The 16,217-nt window shown below is 71.6% G+C and carries 14 protein-coding genes; 6 read left to right on the top strand and 8 right to left on the bottom strand.

Going from position 1 to position 16,217, the window contains the following annotated elements; all coding sequences use genetic code 11:
• Window positions 1–16 precede the first annotated feature (16 nt).
• The 3 genes from IPH07_19965 to IPH07_19955 all read left to right on the top strand — a co-directional run bounded on the left by IPH07_19965 (window position 17) and on the right by IPH07_19955 (window position 3,633).
• Window positions 17–1,426 carry a sigma-54-dependent Fis family transcriptional regulator gene (locus IPH07_19965; protein ID MBK6919681.1) on the top strand — a complete coding sequence of 470 codons (1,410 nt, stop codon included), beginning with the start codon at window positions 17–19 and terminating at the stop codon, window positions 1,424–1,426.
• Entirely contained in the window at window positions 1,423–2,745 is a 1,323-nt protein-coding gene (locus tag IPH07_19960; protein MBK6919680.1) for a PAS domain-containing sensor histidine kinase, read from the top strand. The genes IPH07_19965 and IPH07_19960 overlap by 4 nt, the downstream gene beginning before the upstream one ends.
• Window positions 2,746–2,910: 165 nt before the next feature.
• A complete protein-coding gene (locus IPH07_19955) occupies window positions 2,911–3,633 on the top strand; it encodes a hypothetical protein (protein ID MBK6919679.1) in 723 nt (240 codons plus the stop codon).
• A 10-nt stretch (window positions 3,634–3,643) separates the two neighbouring features.
• Here the strand turns inward: IPH07_19955 and IPH07_19950 are convergent, their stop codons facing one another.
• The 3 genes from IPH07_19950 to IPH07_19940 all read right to left on the bottom strand — a co-directional run bounded on the left by IPH07_19950 (window position 3,644) and on the right by IPH07_19940 (window position 6,687).
• Window positions 3,644–4,198, bottom strand: coding sequence for a hypothetical protein (locus IPH07_19950; protein MBK6919678.1), 555 nt, complete (start codon window positions 4,196–4,198; stop codon window positions 3,644–3,646).
• Window positions 4,199–4,322: 124 nt separating this feature from the next.
• A complete protein-coding gene (locus IPH07_19945; GenBank protein MBK6919677.1) occupies window positions 4,323–5,609 on the bottom strand; it encodes a VCBS repeat-containing protein in 1,287 nt (428 codons plus the stop codon).
• Window positions 5,610–5,733: 124 nt separating this feature from the next.
• Entirely contained in the window at window positions 5,734–6,687 is a 954-nt protein-coding gene (locus tag IPH07_19940; GenBank protein MBK6919676.1) for a hypothetical protein, read from the bottom strand.
• Here IPH07_19940 and hemE point away from each other — a divergent pair.
• Both hemE and IPH07_19930 read left to right on the top strand, forming a co-directional pair.
• Window positions 6,678–7,802 (top strand): uroporphyrinogen decarboxylase, encoded by a 1,125-nt coding sequence (gene hemE / locus IPH07_19935; GenBank protein ID MBK6919675.1) that lies wholly within the window; start codon window positions 6,678–6,680, stop codon window positions 7,800–7,802. The two genes, IPH07_19940 and hemE, sit on opposite strands and share 10 nt — an antisense overlap.
• The gene (locus IPH07_19930) at window positions 7,799–8,329 is read left to right on the top strand and encodes a hypothetical protein (GenBank protein ID MBK6919674.1); all 531 of its coding nucleotides are present in this window, start codon (window positions 7,799–7,801) and stop codon (window positions 8,327–8,329) included. The genes hemE and IPH07_19930 overlap by 4 nt, the downstream gene beginning before the upstream one ends.
• A gap of 10 nt (window positions 8,330–8,339) precedes the next feature.
• Here IPH07_19930 and IPH07_19925 read toward each other — a convergent pair whose 3' ends face one another.
• The 3 genes from IPH07_19925 to prmC form a co-directional block, all read right to left on the bottom strand.
• On the bottom strand, window positions 8,340–10,814 hold the full coding sequence (locus tag IPH07_19925; protein MBK6919673.1) for a tetratricopeptide repeat protein: 2,475 nt from the start codon (window positions 10,812–10,814) through the stop codon (window positions 8,340–8,342).
• A gap of 169 nt (window positions 10,815–10,983) precedes the next feature.
• The gene (locus tag IPH07_19920; GenBank protein ID MBK6919672.1) at window positions 10,984–11,652 is read right to left on the bottom strand and encodes a hypothetical protein; all 669 of its coding nucleotides are present in this window, start codon (window positions 11,650–11,652) and stop codon (window positions 10,984–10,986) included.
• Between the two features lie 67 nt (window positions 11,653–11,719).
• The gene (prmC, locus tag IPH07_19915) at window positions 11,720–12,667 is read right to left on the bottom strand and encodes a peptide chain release factor N(5)-glutamine methyltransferase (GenBank protein ID MBK6919671.1); all 948 of its coding nucleotides are present in this window, start codon (window positions 12,665–12,667) and stop codon (window positions 11,720–11,722) included.
• Between the two features lie 209 nt (window positions 12,668–12,876).
• Here prmC and IPH07_19910 point away from each other — a divergent pair, with 209 nt between their 5' ends.
• The gene (locus IPH07_19910) at window positions 12,877–13,905 is read left to right on the top strand and encodes a tetratricopeptide repeat protein (GenBank protein MBK6919670.1); all 1,029 of its coding nucleotides are present in this window, start codon (window positions 12,877–12,879) and stop codon (window positions 13,903–13,905) included.
• Between the two features lie 16 nt (window positions 13,906–13,921).
• On the opposite strand, the gene IPH07_19905 is transcribed toward IPH07_19910, so the two are convergent.
• Window positions 13,922–14,527: a hypothetical protein gene (locus tag IPH07_19905; protein ID MBK6919669.1), complete on the bottom strand. Its 606-nt coding sequence runs from the start codon at window positions 14,525–14,527 to the stop codon at window positions 13,922–13,924.
• Window positions 14,524–16,176: a VCBS repeat-containing protein gene (locus IPH07_19900; protein MBK6919668.1), complete on the bottom strand. Its 1,653-nt coding sequence runs from the start codon at window positions 16,174–16,176 to the stop codon at window positions 14,524–14,526. The genes IPH07_19905 and IPH07_19900 overlap by 4 nt, the downstream gene beginning before the upstream one ends.
• Between the last annotated feature and the right edge of the window lie 41 nt (window positions 16,177–16,217).

Below are 16,217 nucleotides of genomic sequence, written 5' to 3'. Positions count from 1 at the left end.
TCCCCAAGGGGCCCAGATGGATTCGAGCTGCCGTAGATTGAGCGAGTTGTCCACCGACGTCTCTGCGCCCACGCGAGTGCTGGTCGCCGATGATCAGCCCGATGTCCTCGACGCCCTGCGACTGCTGCTGAAGTCGGAGGGCTACGTGGTCGAGACTGCGAGCTCGCCCGCCAACGCGCTCGCGGCCGCGCGCGATCGCGAGTTCGACGTCGCGCTCGTCGATCTCAACTACTCGCGCGACACCACCTCCGGCGACGAGGGCATCGATCTCCTGCATCAGATCCTCGCGGTCGACACCACCTTGCCGGTGGTGGTGATGACGGCGTGGGGCAGCGTCGACGGGGCGGTCGCGGCCGTGCGCGCCGGCGCCCGCGACTACGTCGAGAAGCCGTGGAACAACGATCGCCTGGTGTCGGTGCTGCGCACGCAATCCGAGGTCGGTCGCGTCCTGCGGCACGCGCGAAGGCTCGAGCACGAGAACTCGCGCCTGCGTGACGACGGCGTGGACGAACTCATCGCACGCAGCCGCGCGATGTCGCCGGTGCTGCGCCTCATCGAGCGGGTCGCACCTTCGGACGCCAGTGTGCTGATCAGCGGCGAGCATGGCACCGGCAAGGAGCTCATCGCGCGCGCGCTGCATCGGGCCTCGGCGCGGGCCGCCCGGCCGCTCATCGTGATCAACGCTGGCGGGCTGCCCGACGGCGTGTTCGAGAGCGAGCTCTTCGGCCACGTGCGCGGTGCGTTCACGGACGCAAAGGCTGCCCGGCTCGGCTGCTTCGAGCTCGCCGACGGCGGCACCTTGCTGCTCGACGAGATCGGCAACATGCCGCTGTCGCAACAGGGCAAGCTGCTGCGCGTGCTGCAGACCGGCGAGTTCCACCCGGTGGGATCGTCGCGGGTGCGCAAGGTCGACGTGCGCGTGATGGCGGCGACCAACGCCGACTTGCGCGCGGAGGTCCGTGCGGGCCGCTTCCGCGAGGACCTGCTGTACCGCCTCAACACCGTCGAAATCGCCGTGCCGCCGCTGCGCGACCGCCTCGAGGACATCCCCGTGCTCGCGCAGCACTTCATCGCCCGCATGGGCACGCGCTACCGCAAGCACGTCGAGGGCTGCTCGACCGGTGCCGAGCGATCTCTGCGGGAGCATCGCTGGCCAGGCAACGTCCGCGAGCTCGAGCACGCGGTCGAGCGGGCGGTGTTGCTGGCCGAGGGCCCCCGCCTCGAGGCGGTCGACTTCGGGTTGTACCCCGCCGAGGTGCGTGACCCGGCGGGGTTCGAGGGCATGACGTTGGACGACGCCGAGGCGCTGCTCATCCGCCGTGCGCTCGAGCGACACGCGGGCAACGTCAGTCACGCCGCGGTCGCGCTGGGGCTGTCGAGGAGCGCCCTGTATCGCCGCCTGCATCGGCATGGACTGTCGCCATGATGCGGGAGCGTGCGGGCTACGGCCGTCATGTGGCCGTACGCGCGCTCGCGATCGTGGCGGCTCCGCTGGTGGCCGCGGTGGTGCTGGCTTGGCGCCCGGGTGGGTCGCCCGCCGTGCGGCTCGCGGCCGTGCTGGCCGCAGCGATGCTCTCGGGTGCGGCCGTCATCCTGCTGCTACGGGCCGTGCGGCGACCGCTGCGAGTGCTCGCGAACCTGCTGGGTGGCCTGCGTCGCGGCGACTTCACACTGCGCTCGGCGCTGTCCCACGGCGACGACGACTGGTCGCTGGTGATGGCCGAGGCCAACGCGTTGGCGGACACGCTCGGTGAGCAGCGGCTCGGTGCACTCGAGGCCAACGCCCTGCTGCGCAAGGTCATGGCCGAGATCGAGGTCGCGGTGTTCGCGTTCGACGACGCCCGCGCGTTGCGGTTGGTCAATCGCACCGGTGAGCGGTGGTTGGGCCTGTCGCGAGAGCGTATCGAGGCCCGCACCGCCGAGTCGCTCGGGCTCGCCGAGTTCCTCGAGGGCCCAGCTCCACGCACGGTCGAGCTCGCGTTCCCGGGCGCGGTCGGTCGCGGCGAGCTGCGTCGCAGCGACTTCCGCCAGCACGGACGTCCCCACGTGCTGGTGGTGGTGTCGGATCTGAGCCGCGTGCTGCGGCAGGAGGAGCTCGAGGCGTGGCGAAAGCTCGTGCGCGTGCTCAGCCACGAGATCAACAATTCGCTGACCCCGATCGCTTCGGTGGCGGCGAGCCTGCGATCGCTCGCCCGACGCGAGCCGCGGCCCGAAGACTACGAGTCGGATCTGGGTGGCGGGCTCGCACTCATCGAAGCCCGCGCCGAGTCGTTGCGGCGCTTCATGGCGAGCTATGCCCGGCTCGCGCGGCTGCCGACACCGCGCCGCGAGCGGCTGCGCGTGGGCGAGCTGGTCGCGCGGGTGGCGGGCCTGCACGAAGGCGTCACCATCGAGGCATGCGCCGACGGTGAGCTCGAGGCCGATCCCGATCAGCTCGAGCAGCTGCTCCTCAACTTGCTCGCCAATGCGGTCGACGCCGCAGGCGAGGTCCCGGGTGCCGGGGTTCGCGTGGCGTGGACGTGGACCGCGCGGGAGCTGTGCCTGCGGGTCGTCGACGACGGTCTCGGGCTCGCCAACAGCGCCAACGTGTTCGTGCCGTTCTTCAGCACCAAGCCCGGCGGCAGCGGCATCGGGCTCGCCCTCAGCCGCCAAATCGCGGAGTCCCACGGCGGGTCGGTGGTGCTCCGGAACCGTGGCGATGCGCGCGGTTGCGAGGCGATCGTGCGATTGCCGATCGTTGCTTGATTCTCGCCCGTGCCGAGGTGTGGGACGTGTAGACTGCGGCACCTACCACGGTGAGCGCACTTGGGCCCTTGTGAATCGAACGCCGCGGTCGATGCGTATGGTTGTGGCATCCGGGAACGTTCGAAGGCAGCGCGTTGTCCTGTGCGCGCGCCCACGGTTGATGTGATGACGTTGTCGCGAATCCGCCTGGCGATCTCGTGCCTGCTCCTTGGCGGGGCGGCCTGCTTCGTCGAGCCACCCGACGTCACCGGCCCGGGCACGACCACGTCGACCCAGGAGTGCGTCGCCGGCGGGGTCGGGTGCGCGTGCTACGGCAACGGCACCTGCGACGCCGGCCTCGAGTGCGCCGCGGGCCCGGCGGTCTGCGTGCCCGCGGGCTGCGAGCCGGGGCAGGCGTCGTGCACCTGCGATCACGACGCGTGCCTGATGCCCTTGGTTTGCATCGCGGGCGTCTGCGCGACGCCCCAGGGTGGCAGCTCGAGCGATGGCAGCAGCGGCGACTCGGGCGTCGCCGACGACGGTACCAGCTCGCAGTCGGTCACCAGCGAGGGCGAGACGGCCGCCGACTCCAGCAGCGGTGACGTCAGTGCGGGCTCGACGACGGACGTCGGCCCCAGCTGTGACGAGCTGATGTGCAACGAGTGCCCGAGCTGCGTCACCGAGGAGGACGGCGATTGTGCCGACGACGCGGCGGCGTGCGAGGCACTCGAGGGCTGTCCGGCGGCGGCGGCCTGCCTGGCGAACTGCGGCATCTCGGGGCTGTGCATCGACCCCTGCTGCGGTGGGCTCTCGGCCAGCGCGATCGCGGCGGCATCGGCGGTCAACGTGTGTCGTCGCGACGCCTGCTCGGTGCCGTGCCCGGACTACAACCCCGGCAGCTGCCAGTAGCGCGGTCGGCTCAGGCTGCGGGCGTGACCGTGAAGTCGCCGAACTCGAGCGCGCCGCCGGGCACCGCGATGCCCGTCGGCCCCTCGAAGTTCACGTCGATGGCGTCGCCGTCGGGGTTGTCGACGATCTGGAACACGTTGACCGAGTCGAAGCTCTCGAGCGCACCGGTGTTCAACAGACGCGTGCACTTGCCCCGTCCGCGGAACACGGCGCTGTTGCCCGTGATCGTCACCTGATCGAACTTCTTGTACCGACACGCCACCGAGATCGTCGTGCCCTGCGGCGCGAGCGGGTGGGCGACCAGCGCGAAGTCACCGGTGGCCTTGTTGCCCTGCAGTCGCACGCGGCCGCCGAAGCTGAACGACAGGCGCTGACCGGCACCCGAGACCGTGGCTACCGCTTGGCCACCACCACCACCACCACCACCGCCTCCGGTCCCGCCGCCGCCACCATGGCCGCCGTGATGGCCGCCGTGATGGCCACCGTGGTGATGATCGCCGTCGCCCGCAAACGCGAGGCAGGGGGTCGAGGCGAGGACGAGGGAGACGAGCAGCGAGGCGCGCATGGTGGTGTGCAGGTAGGGTCTCACGACGGCCGCGACGCAGCGAGATTCAGGGCCGGTGCAAACCTCTCCGGGTGCGATCGCACGGATCGAAGACCGAGGGTGCGACATGCTCCGACGTCGCGGTTCATGGGTTCGAGAGCAGCACGCCGACCGTGTTCGACAGCTGGTTGCTGGTCACGAGGTCCGGCACGCCATCCTCGTTCAGGTCGCCCGCGCGGACCGACGAGGGCAGCAGGCCGACGGGATAGTTGGCCGACGGCGTCAGGTTGCCGCTGCCGTCGCCCAGCGTGACGAGCACCGCGTTGTCGGTCTCGTCGGCGGTCGCGACATCGAGGAGACCGTCGCTGTCGAAGTCGCCGGCGGCAAGGGATCGGGGTTGGGTGCCGACCGCGACGTTGGCATGCGGTGCGAAGTTGCCGGCGCCGTCGGCCATGTACACCGTCATCGTCGAGACCCACGAGTTGCTGGCCACCAGGTCGAGCCAGCCGTTGTCGTCGAGGTCGACTGCGATCACGCCGAGCGTGCCGTCGCCGGTCGCGAGGCTGCCTGCGGGCACGAAGGTGCCGTCGCCGACGCCGAGCCAGATGAACACCTGCGCGCCCTCCGAAGCTGCGACCGCCATGTCGAGCACGCCGTCACCGGAGAGGTCGTCGAGGATGACCTCCCACGGGGTGCCGGGCGAGTCGTAGTCGACCGCGATCTCGAACTTGCCGTTGCCGAGATTGCGCAGGATCCGGATCTGTCCGCTGCCGCTGTTCGTGACCGCGAGGTCGAGGTCGCCGTCGCGGTCGATGTCGCCCGCGGCCGACATCACCGGGGTGTCACCGACCGCGTACGGCGTCGGGTCGTCGTAGCTCGCGGGCGACGATGCCATCAGGATGTTGAGGTTGGCGACGTAGGCGTTGGTCACGGCGAGGTCGGGCACTGTGTCGCCGTCGAAGTCGCCGACCGTGATCCCGACCGGCACGTCGCCGCCGGCCATCCACGCCTCGGGTGCACCGAGACCGCCGTGGCCGTCGCCGCGCAGGACCGATGCGACGTTGTTCGGGGTCTCGACGTGATCGAAGTCCGAGTTCGGCACCACCACATCGACGTGTCCGTCGAGATCGAGGTCGGCGAGCGCGAGCGCGCAGGGATCGATGCGCGAGGGGTACTCGATGCTCGGCAGATAGCAGAGCTCGCCCGGTTCGACGATGCCGTTGCCACACGTGCGCGCCTCGGGTGGGAAGTCGGGCGAAGGCGGCACGAAGGCAGCGCTGTCAGAGACCTCGTCGTCGTCGTCGCCACCGCGGCTGTCCTCGACGCCGGGCCCGTCGCTGTCGCTGGCACTGGCACCACCACTGGCGCCGGGTAGCTGACCGAACTCGAAGCCGGTGCGACCGCAGGCGGTTCCCGCCAGCGCCATTGCCATCGCGACATGTCCACGCATCGAGCCCCCCAGGGCGACCACGCCCGAAGCACCAGGGTAGCAGGGCGGCGCCGTCGCAGCACCCGGTCGGGGACGGATGACGCGGGGGGCGAGCGGCGGGTCTGCGTCAGCGGCAGAGGTCGGCATCGATGCCGCCGCTGTCACCGTTGCCACCGGGCGGCAGCAGCACTGGCAAACACGCGTCCTCGCCGGGATGCGCGTACTCGTAGCAGCAGCGCAGGGCGGCGCCGTCGGTCGCACAGGGTGCGCCCTTGGGCAGGCAGCACGGCGGGCCCTCGCGCGGCGTCACGCCCAAGCAGTCGGATCGGCACAGCACGTTGGCCTGCACCCCTTCTTGCGAGCAGAAGGGATACTGCTCGTCGAGGAAGGCGTCGTCGAAGTCTTCTCCGTCGCAGACCTCCGCGAGGCTGACGGTCTCGTCGAAGATCGACACCCGCAGCGGCCCGTCCTGGTTGTAGTTCCCGCAGTAGCCGCAGCTGGTGCGGTCGTAGGTGCAGTTGTCGAGGCAGCGCACCGCCGAGCCCGAGGTGTACGGCAGGTTCTGGTACGGCGAGCGCAACGGCTCGACCTGGTTGGGCTGGCCGAAGTTGGCGCCCGCGCACGGCCGCGGGTTCACGATGTCGCCGCCGTGCGAGATCTCGTCGCACTCTTCGCCGGGTTCGACGATGCCGTTGCCGCACGAATCGCAGGTCGACACGTCGAGCTTGCACGTCGAGGTGCAGGTCGGCTGGCCCTCGCCCCAACACGGGGTGCCGATGTTGTTGCCGTCGCACTCCTCGCCGGCGGCGACGTCGATGATGCCGTCGCCACAGTAGGCGCACTGGGCCTCGTCGTTGATGATGGTGCACTCGACCGGATCGCAGGCCGCGACGCCGCTGGGTCGGTTGGTGCCGACGCAGGCCTCGACGTACGAGTCGGGGTCCGCGGGATCGCACTCCTCGCCCGCGAGGCGATCGGTGGTGCCGTCACCACACGCGCGTGAGTGGGTGAGGTCGATCAGGCAGGCGTCGCCGACCACAGCAGCGGTCACGACCGCGAACAGCAGGCCCCATGGCCTCATCGCTCTGGAGTCTACACCGCCGACGATGGCCGCGCCCACTGGCGGCGCAGCCGCTCGCGTGCGCTGGCGGGGCCCGCGGTATAGTCCGGGGATCGATGGCGCGAGACCACAGCTTCCTGCAGGCCTGTCGCGGTGAACGACCCGAGCGCACGCCGATCTGGGTGATGCGCCAGGCCGGACGCTATCTCCCCGAGTACCGGGCCGTGCGCGCCAAGGTCAGCTTCGAGGAGCTGTGTCGCACGCCCGAGCTGTGCGCCGAGGTGACGCTGCAACCGATCGATCGCTTCGGCTTCGACGCCGCGATCCTCTTCTCGGACATCCTCGTCGTGTTCGACGCCATTGGCGTCCCCGTCAGCTTCAATCCCGCGCCGCAGATCGCGACCCCGGTGCGCACGGCGGCCGAGCTCGACGCGCTGCGGTGGGGCCGCGCCGGTGACCATCTCGGCTACGTGTTCGACGCGGTGCGCGCCTGCAAGGCGGCGCTCGCCGATCGGGTGCCGCTCATCGGCTTCTGCGGCGCGCCGATGACCACCGCGAGCTACATGATCGAGGGCGGCGGTTCACGCGAATTCGAGCACACCAAGGCGATGGCGTTCTGCGAGCCGGCGACGTTCGCTCGCATGCTCGAGCGCATCACCACGCTGCTGGTCGAGTACCTCGCCGGTCAGGTCGCCGCCGGCGCCGACGCCCTGCAGATCTTCGAGAGCTGGGGCGCCGCGTTCGCGCCCGATGACTACCGCGTGCACGTGTTGCCGCACCTGCGCCGGCTGGTGCAGGAGTGCAAGCCGCTCGGGGTCCCGATCATCTTGTTCGTGCGTGGCAACGCGAGCCTGCTGCGCGAGGTCGCGGAGCTGGGTGCCGACGTGGTCGGGATCGACTGGTCGATCGGGATGGCGGAGGCGATCGAGGTGGTCGGTCGCGACCGCGTCGTGCAGGGCAACCTCGACCCGATGACGCTGCTGGGGCCGCCGGAGCTGGTGGCCGACAAGGCCCGACGCATCCTCGCGGCGGGCACCCAGGCGCGCGCGCACATCTTCAACCTCGGGCACGGCATTTCTCGCCACACCGATCCCGCGGTGGTGCAGCACCTGGTCGACGTGGTCCACGGCGGATGAGTCGTTGCACGCCACCGTGGGGCGTCGCCGCCGTCGTCGTCGCGCTTGCCTGCGGTCCGCAGCAGGGGCCCACGACCGCGCCGAGCGGCGCGGCGTCGCCGGCCTCGACGTTGCCACCCAGTCGCCACGACACCGGCGCGCTGCTCGAGGGCAACGTTCCGCTCGCGCAAGGTGGCGTGCTGCCGCTCGTCGAGCTGCGCGGCAAGCTGGTGGTGGTCGAGGTGGTCGACGCGGCGCACCGCGACGACGCGGTCGAGTCGGACTACGCGGCGCTGCAGCGAGAGCTGGGCGAGCGGTTGGTGGTCGTGCTGGTCTCGCTCGATCACGACGGCTGGCAGGATCAGTCACCGCCGTTCGTGCTGGGCTGGGATCCCCAGGGCGCGTTCGCGGCGCGACTGCAGGCGGCGAGCCTGCCGACGGTGCTGCTCCTCGACCCGCAGGGGCGCATCGTCCAGCAGTACGCAGGCGCGCGCACGCCAGGGCATCGCGAGTTGGTCGCGGCCGTGCACGCCCACGCCGCCGGCTGACCGCGTCGCGCTACAGTCGGCGCAGGTTCTCGCGGTAGTCCTTCTCGGCGCGGGTGCCCTTGGCCAGCTCGACCGCGCGCTCGTAGGCGGCGCGCGCCTTGTCCTTCTGTCCGAAGCGCAGCAGGCAGTGGCCACGGATTTCGTGCGCGCGGGCGCTGTCGGGGTCGAGCGCGATGGCCCGATCGGCGCTGGTGCGGGCCGCGGCGGCCTCGCCGACGCCGAGCTCGGTCTTGGCGCGGATCGTCCACGCCTCGGCCGACCACGGCAGCCGCTCGGTGAGCTGATCGGTGATCGTCATCGCGATGCGCTCGTTGTCCTGGCGCACCCACAGGCGCGCCGCGAGCTCCCCTGCGACCAACAGCTCGGGGGCTGGTCGGTTCTCGTCGAGCAGGCGGACGAACGCGGAGCGGGCCCGCGGCGCGGCGACCTTGGGCTTGCCCATGCGGGCTTCGATCGACGCCCATGCGAAGAACAGCCGGCCCTGCTGCGCGTCCGGGGTCGGCGGGAAGCCGCGGCGCACCACCAGCTCGGCGGCCTTGCGATCGAACTGCCGGACGTAGGTCTCGGCCAGCAGCACCCGCGCGTCGATGTCGACCGGGTCCTGCTGCACGATCGCGGCGAGCGATCGCTGCGCCTCGACGACGTCGTCCTTGTCGCTGCCGACCAGCAACATGCGTGCCCGTGCGCGCGCGATCGCGTTCGGTGCGGCGCCCAGGGCCCGTGCGCGCTCGAGCACCGCCTCGGCATCGACGTCGCGCTCGCCCAGCGCGGCCGCGAGATCGACGTAGCGCACCAGCGTGTCGGCGGTGACGCCGGGAACCTCGACCAGCTCGGTCGCGGCCGCGAACGCGCGGCGCTCCTGGCCGGTGTCGGCCCACAGCTGGACCTGTCGCTCGCGGTAGCGCGGCAGCGTCGGCGCGGTCTCGACTGCGCGCTGCAGCAGTTGCTCGGCCGCGGTCATGCCCGCGGGGTCGCGCGCGCGCCGGCGATCGGCGATCTCCGCCAGCAGCAACATGGCCTCGGCCGGCAGCGGTTCGCGCTCGACGGCGCGTTCGAGCGCCTGCTTGGCCTTGCGCAGATCGACCTCGCCGTCCTGCAGCAGCAACGCCTCGCCCAGCCCGGTCCAGGCGCGTGGGGAGTACGGCTCCTCCTCCGCGAGTGCCTGCAGCTTGCGCAGCGCGACGGTCTTGTCGCCGGTCCGCAGCTCGACGCGCGCCCGTGCGACCTCGATCTCGATGCGGCCTGGGAGCAGCTCGTCGACGCGGCGGATCCACGGCTCGGCCTCCGCGAAACGTCGCTGCTCGACCAGCGCGAGCGCCTGGACGTACGCCACGCGGGGTTGCTCCTGCGGCAGCTTCGCGAGCTGCTCGAGCGCGGTCATGACGTCGCCGCGCACGTAGGTCATCCACGCGCGATCGATCGCGATCTCGTCGGCGGGCAGGTCGGCGCCATCGAGCCATGCGTCGGCGGCATCGGCGGCCCCGGCCTCGAGCGCGGTGTCGATCGCGAGCCGTACGGCCAGGCGATCCCAGCGCGGGATGCCCTCGCGGGCCTCCTCGAGCCGCGTGAGCCCCTCGTCGAGCTCACCGGCGCGCACGTGCACGACGGCGCGCGCCAACAGTGTGTTGTGGCGGTCGCGCAGCGGCAGCGCCTCACCGACCTCGAGCAGCTGGTCGGCCACGCTCGCGACGCCCGCGGCCTCGCGGCCGAGCAGCGCGTTGAACAGCGCCTCGTCGGCGGCCAGGCCCAGGTGCGCGCGTGCCAGCTCGCGCGCACGCTCCAGCTCACCGAGCGCCTCGGTGGGTCGGTCGAGCTGCAGCAGCAGCCGCGCTCGCACCCGGCGAAGCGCAGCGTTGGCGGCGCTCTCTCCGAGCGCGGCGTCGACCGCTGCGAGCGCGCGCTCCAGCTCGTCGTCGTCGTCGGGATGGTTGGAGATCGCGAGCTGGCCGGCGAGCCAGGTCGCCTCGGTGCGCACCAGCGGATCCTGACTGCCGTCGAGCTCTGCGAGAATCGCCGCGGCACCCTCGCGATCGGCATCGCCGAAGGCGAGGATCGCCTGCGCGAGTCGGGTGGGCTCGGCGTCGGCGGGGGCCTCGGCGATGGCGGCCTCGGCGAGGTCCCTGCGCTCGCCGAACTCGAGCCACAGGTGGGCCCGCAGCACCGCGCGCTCGGCCTCGGCGACGGGGCTCTGCCGGTCGCGTGCGATCGCGGCGTCGAGCACGTCGCCGGCAAGGCGGAGCTCCGCGGCGTCACCTTTGCTGGCGTGCTCGCGCGCGGTCGCCAGCGCGGCCGCGCGGGTGCGTCGCTCGCCGACGATCTTCAGCGTGACACCGGCGGCGAGCAGCGCAGCGGCGAGTGCGGTCAGCTGGGCGGCGCGCTTGATCACGCGCCGCCGCGCCTTGGCGTGCACCTCTGCGATGAGATCGCCGCGACTGGCGACCCTCAATCCGCTGGAGAACGATCGATCGGCACGCCCACGATCCACGCGGACGTCAGCGTACGCCGGGATCGCGCCTGCGATCCATCGACCGTGGGCGCGAAGGGGCGGGGCTCGCGAAAGCGTGAGCGGGCCGACGCAATCAGCGTCTCGACCCATCGTCGGGGACGGTGCGCCCGCTTGGTGCGTCGCCATCGGGCGGGCGCGTGCGAGCCCGTCAGCGCATCGAGATGCCGTCGTCGCCGGGCAACGGCGGGTCGTCGTCGGGCATCGAGACGCCGCGATGGGGGCCCCAGCCCGGCGGCGGGGCGGCGGGCTTGCGCTTGCTCGCCGTGGCCTTGCTGTTCGGGCGTCGACCCTTCTTGTTGTCCTCGCCGATGTGGTGGGCCTTGCGGTAGGGCAGCAGCCCCGGCAACCAGGGATGGTCGTCCTCGACGAACTCCGCGAACAGGCCCAGCCGCTCACCGCTCGCGCGGCGCTCGTCGACCAGCACGAACTTGCCCTCGTGGAACTGCCACAGCTGATCGACCATGGTGTGCTCGACCACCGTGCTGTCGTCGGCGTGCCACCAGATCTGCGCGCGCGAGGCCGCCACGCCGGTGGCCTTGTCGAGGTCGAGCCGCGTGAGCTCGTAGTCGACCACGACCAGATCCTCGGCGTACTCCTCGTGCGCAGCGAGGAATGCCTGCTGCGACTCGGCCGGCAAGAACTCGGCGGCGCGATCGATGTCACGCCAGCGCAGGGCCTTGTTGTAGTCGGTCGACGCATCGCGCAGCTTGGTCTGCATGCCGTCACCGGTCATGCAGCCGCCGACGAGCAGCGACAGGGCAAGCGCCGCGAGCGGCCTCGACCAAGAGGGGCGGACGCGGGGCGTGGGAGGGCGCATGGCGCCCACGCTACGACCCGATCGCGACCGGACGCCAGTTTTCGGCACCCGCCTCGGGGGCGCGGCGTCAGCCCGGCGCCCGGCGGCCCCGGACGATGCGGGCGACGCCGTCGTAGTCGTTGCGGGTCGCGGCCGCGAGCCCTCGCGCGCGCAGCATCGCGGCGGTGCGCTCGGCCTGATCGAAGCCGATCTCGAGGTACACGGCGCCGTCAGGGGCGAGCGCGTCGGTCTCGACGATCTGATCGAGCAGCGCCTCGACCACGCGCAGTCCGTCGGGGCCGCCGTCGAGTGCGAGCCGGGGCTCGTGGCGCGCGACCTCGGGGGCGAGCCCGGCGATCACGTCGGTCGCGATGTACGGAAGGTTGGCGGCGATGGCGACCCAGCCGTCGGGCGGGCGCGGGACACCCTGCATGAGGTCGGCGTCGACCCAGTGGATCGTCAGCCCGAGCCGCGTGCCGTTGTCGCGCGCGACCGCGAGTGCGTCGGGCGAGACGTCGCACGCGGTGACATCGAAGTGCGCGCGCCCGTGCTTGACGGCCAATGCGATCGCACCCGAGCCCGTGCCGACGTCGAGGATCGCGGCGTGCTCGCGACCCTGGGTGTCCTCGAGCAGCCAGTCGACCAAGTGTTCGGTCTCTGGCCGCGGCACCAACACGCGGGCGTCGACGGTGAGCTCGAGGCCGAGCGCATGGAACCCGCGCGTGCCCTCGATGTATGCGACCGGCTCCCGCGCGAGTCGTCGCCGCACCAGCTCGCGGAAGCGAGCCCGCGCGTCGTCATCGACCAGGCGATCGCGGTCGGTGTAGAGCGTGATGCGGTTGCAGCCGATCGCGCGTGCGAGCAGACGTTCGGCATCGAGGCGGGGTTGTTCGATCCCGAGCTCTGCGAAGCGGGCCTGCGTCCAATCGAGCAGCTCGCCGAGGCTCCAACGCGAGCGCGGCGCGCCCGAGGAGCCCGCAGCGGCACCGCCTGCGGTGTTCGGCGGTGCGGGCGCGGGTGGGGTGGAGTCCGTCACGTGGACCGAGAGTGTGGCGAAAGAGCCGCCGTGTTGCCCACAACAACAGCTCGTGTGTCGCCGCGTGGGCCCACGACCTCGTGTGCGCGTTCGCACCCTGGACGAAGGCGATGGTGCGACGCGCTCGAGTTCCGTAGGCTAGCAACGGAACCCCTGCGGACGCGGGTGGCCGCAAGACGGCCACCACGTGCGAGCAGGGCGAGGTCGCGATGCGAAGGACCTGGTCGACACTGTCCGGACTGCTGCTGATCGCCGCGCTGCTGCTGCTGGTGCCGCGCGCGGGGTTGTCGGCGACGCTGTCGAGCCGCGTGGCGGTCGAGCTGGCGACCGCGGTGCCGGCGGCGTCGCAACCGCGACCGCTGGTGGTGGTGCGGGCGCTGGGGCCGATGCCGCAGGACCGACTGCGCTCGGCCTGTCGCAGCCTGCTGCGCACCTACCCGGTGCGCTGCGAGATCGGTGCGCGCCGCGAGCTGGTCGGGGTCTGGTCGGGCTGGAACGTCGAGCGCGCGCAGCTCGACGCCCGCGCGGCGCTCGACGTGCTGTTCCGCGATCGCGAGGAGCACGCGTTGGTCGAGCTGAACCTCACCAGCGTCGACATCTTCGAGGAGAAGAAGCCGTACGTGTTCGGGCTCGCGAGCCTGACCGATCGCATCGCGCTGGTGTCGCTGTCGCGCATCGACGGCGACGGCAGCAAGCGGCTCGCGCGACGGCTGCACAAGCTGGTGCTCCACGAGGTCGGGCACACCCTCGGCCTCCACCACCACGACGATCCCTCGTGCGTGATGCGGCAAGATCCCACGACCGCCGCGCTCGACTCGGCGCCCGAAGGGCCCTGCGAGGTGTGCCACGGCCGGCTCGAGAGCGCGGCCGCGCGGCTCGTGCGTCCGGGCCAGAGCATGCTCGACCGCGCACGCGGGCTGTTGGTCCGCGGCAGCTTCGACGACGCGCGCCTGGTGCTGGCCGAGACGCTGCACAGCGGCGAGTTCGACGTGGACCTCCTACGCGGCTTCGCGACCGCGTTCTTCGAGGCGCGGCAGTACAACGAGTCCATCAGTGTGTTGAGGTTCGTGGTCAAGCGACACCCGGAGTCGGCGGAGGCGCACGTCGATCTCGGGCTCTGCTACCACCGACGCAACCGCGACGGCGATCGCGAGCTGGCGATCGAGCACCTCGAGACCGCGCTCGAGCTGCGCCCGGACTGGGAGCAGGTCGGCGACCTGCTCGAACAGCTGCTGTGATGGGCTCCCTCGGGTCTCACGCGGGCGCGTCCATGCGCCTGCGCAGGCCATCGATCCACCGCGGAAGCTCGGCGCGCAGACGGGCCTGCGCGCGCTCGAGCCACGCGCGGATCGGCATCAGTTCCTCCGGCATCGGTGTGAGTCGTGGATGGCGCCCGAGCACGTGCGCGAGGCGCTGCTGCACCTCGTGCGGATCGCGGTGTCCGTGCGGAGCGCCACGGCGGTGAAGCCGGGTCATCACCTCGCGCACGCCAGCGTCGAGCGGTAGCTCGATCGCCAGCGCCGCGACGAAATCGTCGACCAACGCGGCGTCGTGGGCGAGCTCGCCGTCGAGCAACAGCTCCAGGCCCACGTGGGCCACCGCGAGCCGGGGGCCGCGACGGACCCCGTCGGCGGCGAGCTCCTCACCGGCGTGGACGCACGCGGCGACGAACTCCGGCAGCCCGTGGAACGCGGCATCGGTGCGATGGTGCATCGCCACACCCGATGCGACGGCGCCGTGTCGAGGCACGAGCGCGCTCGCGCGGGCGATGGTCCGCAGATCGGGCAGCATGGCCCCGAGCACGAAGTACGGGTCGCGGTCGAACCACCGCGCCACCATCGCGTGCCCGAGCAGGTTCATGGGTCGGACAGCAGCACGGCGACCAGGTCGTCGCTCTGCACCGACACCAGTACGTCGGGCGCGCCGTCGCCGTCGACGTCGCCGATGGCGAGGTCGCTGGGGCCGTTGCCGACCATGAAGGTGCCGCCGTCGTCGAAGCCGCCGAGCCCGTTGCCGAGCAGCACGGTGATGGTGGTGTCGGCACCGTTGGCGACCACGAGGTCGAGGTTGCCGTCGCCGTCGAGGTCGGCGCCTTCGATCGCGAGCGGGCCGGAGCCGACTGGGTACGGCGTCGCCGGTCCGAAGCCGCCGATGCCGTTGCCGAGCGCGACCAGGACCTCGTCGCCGAGCTCGACCACGACGGCGACATCGAGATCGCCGTCGCCGTTGACGTCGGCGACCCACAGGGCGGTGCCGGCGACCGTGAGGTCGTAGTTGGCGGGTGCGCCGAAGGTGCCGCTGCCGTTACCGCCGCGCAGCGCCAGGGCGCTGCCCGAGATGGTCGCGAGATCGAGGTTCATGTCGCCCGTGAAGTCGGCGACCGCGAGCGCGACCGGGGCGTTGGCGACGCTGACGGTGGTCGCCGCGTCGAAGCCGGTGCCGTTGCCGAACAGCAGACTGACGTCGTCGGTGGCGTTGTTGACCACCGCGAGATCGTCGATGGTGTCCTCGTCGATGTCCGCGATCACGAAGCTGCGCGGGAGGTTGCCGACATCGAACACGACCTGGCTGGCGAACGCGCCACCGCCGGTGCCCGCGAGCAAGCCGATGTTGCCGGCCGACTCGTTGCACACCACGACGTCGAGCTCGGCGTCGCCGGTGAACTCGCCGATGCGCAGGTCCGCGGGGTTGTTGCCGACCGGATAGGGGGTGTCGAGTCCGAACTCGCCGGCGCCATCGCCCGCACGGACGCTGATCGCATCGTCGGCGCCGTTGGCCACCACGAGGTCGAGATCGGTGTCGGCGTCGAGGTCGGCGAGGGCGAGCGCGCGCGGACCGACCCCGACCAGCACCGACGTGCCGTCGACGAGGCACAGCTCACCGGGCACGACCTGGCCATCGCCGCAGGCCGGCTCGCCGGTGGTGGTGGTGCCGCTCGACGAGCCGCCGGAGCTGTCGACTGCGCCGCTGCTGCTGCCGCTGGTCGCATCACCGGTGGTGGTCGAGCTGCTGCCGCCGCTGGAGCCGTCGCCGCTGGTCGAGCCGTCGGTGTCGCCGGTGGTGCCGCCGTTGCCGGTGCCGACCACGAGGCCGTAGCCAAACGAAAGCGAGGGATCGGGCGCGGTGGTGGTGCGCTTGTCCGCGTCGACGCTCGCGCCCTCGAGCGGCTCGAAGCGATCGGCGGCGGCGCGCCCGACCGTCAGGCGGCTCACGTCGTAGGCCGATACGTCGGTGCCGCCGAAGTTGTAGGTCACGGCCGCCGGCATCATCAGCGGCATGTTGGGCTTCACGCGGTAGGCGGTGCCGATGCTCGCGGGGACGGTGGTGGTGAGCTGGATGCTCAGCTCGATGCTCGAGGCGAGTGCGCCGGGCGGGATCTCGATCGTCAGCACGGCGTCGGGCGAGCTGAGCGAGCCGCCCTCGGGCCCGATGAGCTTGCTCGCAACCTCCGGGCCGGGCATCAACGAGGGGTCAGCCTCCTCGCATGCCGTCAGCGGGAGCAACACCATCGAAGCCAGAACTGCGCGGCGCACGGATCAAAGCTACCACG

The sequence above is a fragment of the Deltaproteobacteria bacterium genome (assembly GCA_016709225.1).
Taxonomy (GTDB): Bacteria; Myxococcota_A; Polyangia; order Nannocystales; family Nannocystaceae; genus Xiheibacterium; species Xiheibacterium phototrophicum.
The sequence above is the reverse complement of the archived record's forward strand: the minus strand, read 5'-3'. Positions and strand labels throughout refer to the sequence as shown.

Excerpts from the sequence above, each read along its gene's own strand:
- IPH07_19965 (MBK6919681.1), top strand. The coding sequence starts at position 17 with ATGGATTCGAGCTGCCGTAGATTGAGCGAGTTGTCCACCGACGTCTCT.
- IPH07_19940 (MBK6919676.1), bottom strand. The coding sequence starts at position 6,687 with ATGAGGCCATGGGGCCTGCTGTTCGCGGTCGTGACCGCTGCTGTGGTC.
- IPH07_19905 (MBK6919669.1), bottom strand. The coding sequence starts at position 14,527 with ATGAACCTGCTCGGGCACGCGATGGTGGCGCGGTGGTTCGACCGCGAC.
- hemE (MBK6919675.1), top strand. The coding sequence starts at position 6,678 with ATGGCCTCATCGCTCTGGAGTCTACACCGCCGACGATGGCCGCGCCCA.
- IPH07_19930 (MBK6919674.1), top strand. The coding sequence starts at position 7,799 with ATGAGTCGTTGCACGCCACCGTGGGGCGTCGCCGCCGTCGTCGTCGCG.
- IPH07_19920 (MBK6919672.1), bottom strand. The coding sequence starts at position 11,652 with ATGCGCCCTCCCACGCCCCGCGTCCGCCCCTCTTGGTCGAGGCCGCTC.
- IPH07_19945 (MBK6919677.1), bottom strand. The coding sequence starts at position 5,609 with ATGGCAATGGCGCTGGCGGGAACCGCCTGCGGTCGCACCGGCTTCGAG.
- IPH07_19950 (MBK6919678.1), bottom strand. The coding sequence starts at position 4,198 with ATGCGCGCCTCGCTGCTCGTCTCCCTCGTCCTCGCCTCGACCCCCTGC.
- IPH07_19955 (MBK6919679.1), top strand. The coding sequence starts at position 2,911 with ATGACGTTGTCGCGAATCCGCCTGGCGATCTCGTGCCTGCTCCTTGGC.
- IPH07_19910 (MBK6919670.1), top strand. The coding sequence starts at position 12,877 with ATGCGAAGGACCTGGTCGACACTGTCCGGACTGCTGCTGATCGCCGCG.
- IPH07_19960 (MBK6919680.1), top strand. The coding sequence starts at position 1,423 with ATGATGCGGGAGCGTGCGGGCTACGGCCGTCATGTGGCCGTACGCGCG.
- IPH07_19900 (MBK6919668.1), bottom strand. The coding sequence starts at position 16,176 with ATGGTGTTGCTCCCGCTGACGGCATGCGAGGAGGCTGACCCCTCGTTG.